This is a genomic window from Curtobacterium sp. B18, from assembly GCF_000333375.1.
Classification (GTDB): domain Bacteria; phylum Actinomycetota; class Actinomycetes; order Actinomycetales; family Microbacteriaceae; genus Curtobacterium.
Map to the genome: position 1 here is coordinate 1 of NZ_BACZ01000751.1, position 5,434 is coordinate 5,434.

Annotated in this window: 10 protein-coding genes; 8 read left to right on the forward strand and 2 right to left on the reverse strand. The window is 72.1% G+C overall.

The window, feature by feature from the left end; all coding sequences use genetic code 11:
• Positions 1-57: 57 nt before the first annotated feature.
• Both I5E_RS19870 and I5E_RS19875 read right to left on the reverse strand, forming a co-directional pair.
• A complete protein-coding gene (locus I5E_RS19870; protein WP_022908520.1) occupies positions 58-276 on the reverse strand; it encodes a heavy-metal-associated domain-containing protein in 219 nt (72 codons plus the stop codon).
• A 46-nt stretch (positions 277-322) separates the two neighbouring features.
• Positions 323-613 (reverse strand): metal-sensitive transcriptional regulator, encoded by a 291-nt coding sequence (locus I5E_RS19875; RefSeq protein WP_031263278.1) that lies wholly within the window; start codon positions 611-613, stop codon positions 323-325.
• Between the two features lie 89 nt (positions 614-702).
• On the opposite strand from I5E_RS19875, the gene I5E_RS23040 reads away from it, so the two are divergent.
• The 8 genes from I5E_RS23040 to I5E_RS19915 form a co-directional block, all read left to right on the forward strand.
• Positions 703-1,890, forward strand: coding sequence for a helix-turn-helix domain-containing protein (locus I5E_RS23040; RefSeq protein ID WP_022908522.1), 1,188 nt, complete (start codon positions 703-705; stop codon positions 1,888-1,890).
• Positions 1,891-2,054: 164 nt separating this feature from the next.
• On the forward strand, positions 2,055-2,510 hold the full coding sequence (locus I5E_RS19885) for an Asp23/Gls24 family envelope stress response protein (RefSeq protein ID WP_022908523.1): 456 nt from the start codon (positions 2,055-2,057) through the stop codon (positions 2,508-2,510).
• Positions 2,503-2,694, forward strand: a complete 192-nt coding sequence (locus I5E_RS19890) for a DUF2273 domain-containing protein (protein ID WP_022908524.1) — start codon at positions 2,503-2,505, stop codon at positions 2,692-2,694. Before I5E_RS19885 ends, I5E_RS19890 begins: the two co-directional genes overlap by 8 nt.
• On the forward strand, positions 2,691-3,005 hold the full coding sequence (locus I5E_RS22305; protein ID WP_022908525.1) for a hypothetical protein: 315 nt from the start codon (positions 2,691-2,693) through the stop codon (positions 3,003-3,005). Before I5E_RS19890 ends, I5E_RS22305 begins: the two co-directional genes overlap by 4 nt.
• A gap of 9 nt (positions 3,006-3,014) precedes the next feature.
• Entirely contained in the window at positions 3,015-3,590 is a 576-nt protein-coding gene (locus tag I5E_RS19900) for a DUF6286 domain-containing protein (RefSeq protein WP_022908526.1), read from the forward strand.
• Positions 3,587-4,150, forward strand: a complete 564-nt coding sequence (locus I5E_RS19905) for a hypothetical protein (RefSeq protein ID WP_022908527.1) — start codon at positions 3,587-3,589, stop codon at positions 4,148-4,150. Before I5E_RS19900 ends, I5E_RS19905 begins: the two co-directional genes overlap by 4 nt.
• Before the next feature lie 88 nt (positions 4,151-4,238).
• Positions 4,239-4,412: a CsbD family protein gene (locus I5E_RS19910; RefSeq protein WP_022908528.1), complete on the forward strand. Its 174-nt coding sequence runs from the start codon at positions 4,239-4,241 to the stop codon at positions 4,410-4,412.
• 79 nt (positions 4,413-4,491) lie between these two features.
• Positions 4,492-5,434, forward strand: a 943-nt coding sequence (locus I5E_RS19915) for an Asp23/Gls24 family envelope stress response protein (RefSeq protein ID WP_022908529.1), incomplete at its 3' end; no start/stop codon positions are given.

Sequence of the window (5,434 nt, forward strand, 5' to 3'; positions counted from 1 at the left end):
GGTTCGCGCACGAGGCGCAGGTCATCCCGGTGATGTCGAGCTCGACGACCCCGTCCGTCATGACCGCACGACCTCGTACCCCGCCTCGGCGACGGCGGCGCGGAGCGCGTCCTGCGGCACCGGCGCCGCGGACGTCACCGTCACCTCGGAGGCGCCGCCGGGGACGAGCCGCACCCGGACGTCGGACACCCCGTCGAGCTCGCCGAGCTCCTCGGTGACGCTCATCACGCAGTGGTCGCAGGTCATGCCCTCGACGAGCAGCAGTTCGGTGGTCATGGTGGTTCCCTTCTGGGGTCGGGTCACGACGTCGGCGTCGACGCCGTCAGGAGCGGACGAGCCGCGCGATGGCGTCGCTGGCCTCGCGCACCTTCGCGTCCGCAGCGTCACCGCCCTCGGCGACGGCCTCGGCGACGCAGTGCCGCAGGTGGTCCTCGAGCAGCGAGAGGGCGACGCGTTCGAGTGCCCGGTTCGCTGCGGAGATCTGGGTGAGGACGTCGATGCAGTACGTCTCGTCCTCGACCATGCGCGCGATGCCACGCACCTGCCCCTCGGCGCGACGGAGTCGCTTGAGCAGGTCGTCCTTGTCGCCGATGTAGCCGACGTGTTCGTGCATGCTGGCCTCCGTCATCCGTACGGTACCCCCCTAGGGTATACCCATCCGCCGTTGCCGTGACCCGGGACGAACCGTGCGATGATGCGATCATGACCGAGGCGGCGACGAACGGCTTCCGCAGACTGCGGTTCGCCGACGGCGACGGGTCGGACTACTCCGACATCTTCGAGGCCGAGTACCACGGCTCCGACTTCGCCTCGGGCACCTTCGCCACCCGGGACACCCGCTACGAGTACACGGTCGTGGGCGACGACGACCTGACGCTCCGGACGATGCGGGCCGAGGGCGGCAGGCGTGGTGGAGTCATCGGGCCACGGGACGACCACGTCGTGTTCTGGCTCACCAAGGGGCAGCTCGAGATGCACTTCGCCGACCGGTCCCGCGTCGTCGTCCCCGGCAGCCCGTACATCGCCTCGGCGTCCGAGGCCTACCGCTTCGAGTCGACGGGCACGATCTACAACGGCGTGCACATCGCCGACCGGTTCCTCCGCGCGGTCGGACAGGACCTCGGCTTCGCACTCCCCGACGGCCCGCTCCTGTTCGACCAGCAGGACGAGGTCGTCGCGCGCCAGGAGCCCCTCCGACACCTCGTGCGCGAGATCGGTCCGATGCTCGTCGACGACCGCGTGCTCGGCCCGATGCGCACGGCACTCAACCGCCGGCTCGCGGTCGTCGTCCTCGACACGTTCCCGGTCCGGAACCGCGGCTCGGACGTCCCGGTGGCGAACCGGCTGCGGGACGCGGTCCGGTTCATCGAGGAACACGCCGCCGAACGCCCGGCAGTCCCCGAGATCGCCGCCGCGTGCGGGCTGAGCCAGCGCGGCCTGCAGGACGTGTTCTCGCGGACCCTCGGGTCGACCCCGCACCGTTTCCTCCGCGACCACCGACTCGACCGCGTCCGACGCGAGCTCCTGCACACGGACGGCGACGAGAGCGTCACCGAGATCGCCCGGCGATGGGGCTTCACGAACCACGGACGTCTCGCCGTCGCGTACCGCGACCGGTTCGGCGAGGACCCGGCGTCGACCCTGCGCTCCTCACGCGCCGCCCGACCGGGCCGCGCCTCGTGGCGGCTCCGTCGTGCCGTCGAGTTCATCGAGTCGAACCCCGACGAGGCACTGACGCTGCAGGCGATCGCCGACGCCGCGGGCGTGCGCCCACGGCGGCTGCAGCAGCTCTTCCTGGAGGAACGGGGCGAGTCCCCGATGGCGGCCGTGCGGTCGATCCGTGGTGCTGCAGAACGCAACGCGTCGGACGGAATCAGCGCAGCTCGCTGACCGTCGGCACAGCAGGGGTACGCAGCGCTGCGCGTTCCGCGCCATCCCTGGGAAGTTCCTGAACTCGATCGGCCCCGTGTGACGATCCTCGAGTCAGCCCCGTCTCATCCGTGAACAGCAACCGCTGGGAACGCCCGGCGGGACCGAATCGGAAGGAAACCACGATGGCTGACACCACGACGACCACCCCGGCTGCGACGACCGCGGGCCGCGCTGCGACCGCACCGGCTGGTGGCGTGACGGGCAAGACCACGATCGACGACACGGTGGTGTCGAAGGTCGCGGGGATCGCGGCTCGCGAGGTGAACGGTGTGCACTCGCTCGGCAACGGCGCAGCGCGTGCGATCGGTGCGATCCGCGACGCGATCGGTCAGCGTGACTTCGGTCAGGGCGTCAAGGTCGAGGTCGGCGAGAAGCAGGTCGCCGCGGACATCGTGATCGTCGCCGAGTATCCGGTGTCGCTGCAGCAGGTCGCCGACGGCGTCCGCTCCGCGGTGGCCCGTGCGCTGACCCAGATCGTCGGCATGGAGGTCGCCGAGGTCAACGTGACCGTCCAGGACGTCTACATCCCGGGCGACGACGACGACAACGACGACAAGAAGGAGTCCCGCGTTGAGTAACACACTGGTCGGCGCGCTGATCGGCGCGATCCTCGCGGTCGTGGCGTTGCAGTTCGGGTTCTGGGGCTTCGTCCTGGTGGTCGTGTTCGGTGCTCTCGGCGCGCTCGTCGCGGCGTTGGTGACGGGCAAGATCGACCGCGGTGCCCTGACGGACGTTCTGACCGGGCGTCGGAGCTCCCGGTGAGTGCCGGCCCGGACGTCCCGGGCCGGGTCGAGATCACCGCTCGTGCCCTGACCTCGCTGGCGCGGGCCGTCGCAGCCGAACGGCTCGGCGCGCCCGCGAAGCGGGTGCGGGTCGGCCTGGGCGATGCGTCCGGGGCGCTCGCGCTCGACATCACCGGTCCGATCTCGGCGGGCGAGGACATCCTCGCCCGGTCCGTGCGGGTCGCTGACGAGGTCAAGGGCCGGGTCGGGGACCTCACCGGCCGCCGGGTGGGCAGTGCCCACATCGAACTCACCGGGATCGTGCGCGAGCACCGGTCCCGGACCCTGTAGGAGGCCATCATGAGCAACGGTTCCGTGGAACGACGCATCCGTCGCCGCAGCGTGCACCGCTCCCGCTCGACCGCGGTCGCCGTCGCCCTCGTGGTGCTGGCGTTGGTCGCGGCGTGGATCGGCACCGAAGCGGTCCTCGCCGGGATCGGCCGTCCGCCGCTCGTGGCGGACCCGCAGCAGGTCGTGGACGCGGCCCTGCGACCGGACGCGGCGTTCGTGACGATCGCCGAGGTCGTCGCGGTGGTGCTGCTGGTGCTCGGTGTGGTGCTGATCGTGCTGGCCCTCAAGCCCGGCCGGCAGCACCGCTCGGTCATCGACCACGACCGTGGCGCGGTGATCATCGACAGCCGCATCGTCGCCTCGACGGCCGCCAACGCGGCCGGGCTCGCCGCGGGTGTGCCCGAGGGCAACACGTCCGCGACCGCTCGTGGCCGTTCCACCCACGTGCGCGTGGTGCCGGTCAGCGGGATCCCCGTCGACGACTCCGTCGTCCGGGACGCCGTCCAGGCACGCCTGGCGGGCTTGGACGAACGCTTCGGCCGGCGCGTGAGCGTCAGCGTCGAGGAGAAGGGAACGCTGGCATGACCGGCAGCAACCGGACCATGAACCGGATCATCCTGCTCGTGCTCGGCCTGGTCGCGGTCATCGTCGGTGTCACCATCGGCGCCGGCGTGCTGACCCCGGTCCGGGACGCCGTGCAACCGTACGTGGACCTGCCGCGCAACCTCGACGTGCCCGCGTCGTCGCTGTGGATCGTCGTCGCGGTCTGCGCGGTCGTGATCGTGCTGTCGCTGCTGTGGGTGTTCACCCGCGGTCGTGGAGGGACCTCCGTCGCCGTGCGGGAACGCTCCGGCGACGACCAGGTCACCGTGAACGTCGCGCTCGTCCGCGACGTCGTCGAACACGAGCTCCAGGACGTCCGCGACGTCGTCGGTACCCGGGTCGACACGTACCTGGTCCGTCGTCAGCGCGCCGCACGCATCCGCGTCGCGGTCCGCCGCGGCGGTGACGCGGTCACCGTCCTCGACGCCGTCGACCACGCCGTCTCCACGCTGGACCGGACCCTCGGCCGGCAACTGCCGATCCTGGTCCACCTCACGGGCGGCACCCGCTCCGCCCTCGCCAAGGCAACCCGCGTCCACTGACACACGCGCGCCGGGCGGCCACCGCGCCTCCCGACCCGCCGGACGCACCACCCACCGGGCGTCAGCCCGACTGATGAAAGGACCCCTCATGGGACTCGACGACAAGATCAAGAACGCCGCTCAGGACCTCGCCGGCAAGGCGAAGGAAGCCGTGGGCAAGGCCACCAACGACGACGACAAGGTCGCCGAGGGCAAGAAGGACCAGGCCGCCGCGAGCGTCAAGCAGACCGGCGAGGACGTCAAGGACGTCTTCAAGAAGTAGGACGCACGAACCGTGTCGGGGCACTCGCGATGTCGGGTGCCCCGACACGTTTCCGGTGGACCGAACGAGGAGGAGAACGATGCAGCACGACCCGAATGCGCACACGCAGGTGACCGAAGTCGCCCTGCCCGCGGAGCTCACGGAGCCCCTGCCCGACGACGCGAGCACCGTGACGGTCGTCGCCCGCACCGCGGCCGAGACGGCGCTCGGCGTCCCCGGCGTGCACCACCTCGGCGGTCTCGCCGCCCGCGCGGCCGACCAGCTCCGCCAGCAGCTCGGGAAGAGCGCCGGGACCGCGGGCGTCCAGGTCGACGACGAGGACGGCGCCCTCGCGGTGAACGTCTCGGTCGTCGTGAGCTACCCGCACCCGGTCATCGCCGTCGCGGACGAGGTCCGCAAGCAGGTCGCCGCGGCCACGCGCCAGGTGTCCGACGTCCCGACCTCGGTCGACGTCCGTGTGCTCGACGTGCACGGTCCGTTCGACGACGAGCAGTCGCCGCTCGGCCGGGCGGCGGAGGCGACCGGCGACGCCGTCAAGCAGGCCGCGACCGCGACCGCGGATGCGACCAAGCGCGCCACCGACGCCACGGGCGCGGCACTGAAGGACGCGGCGGAGGCCACCGCCGACGCCACGAAGCGAGCCGCGTCCGCCACCGCCGACGTGACCAAGCGCACCGCCGAGGCGACCGCCGACGTCGCCCGTCAGGCAGCCGACGCCACCCGCGACGCCGCGGAGGCGACGGCGGAACAGACCAAGCGGGCCGCCGACGCCACGGCCGACGCCACCCGCCGTGCGGCGGACGCCACCGCCGACGCGACCAAGCGCGCCGTCGACTCCGCCGCCGAGACCACCGGTGACGTCCGTGACGCGGCGACCGAGGCGCTGGCCCGCTCCTCCGAGCTGGCAGCGGACGCCGCCGACTCGGCGAAGGACGCCGCAGCCGGTGCACGGGACGCCGTCGTCGACACCGTCGCCGAGCACGACGCGACCCCGGCCGACCGTGCCGCGCCGCCGCGACGCG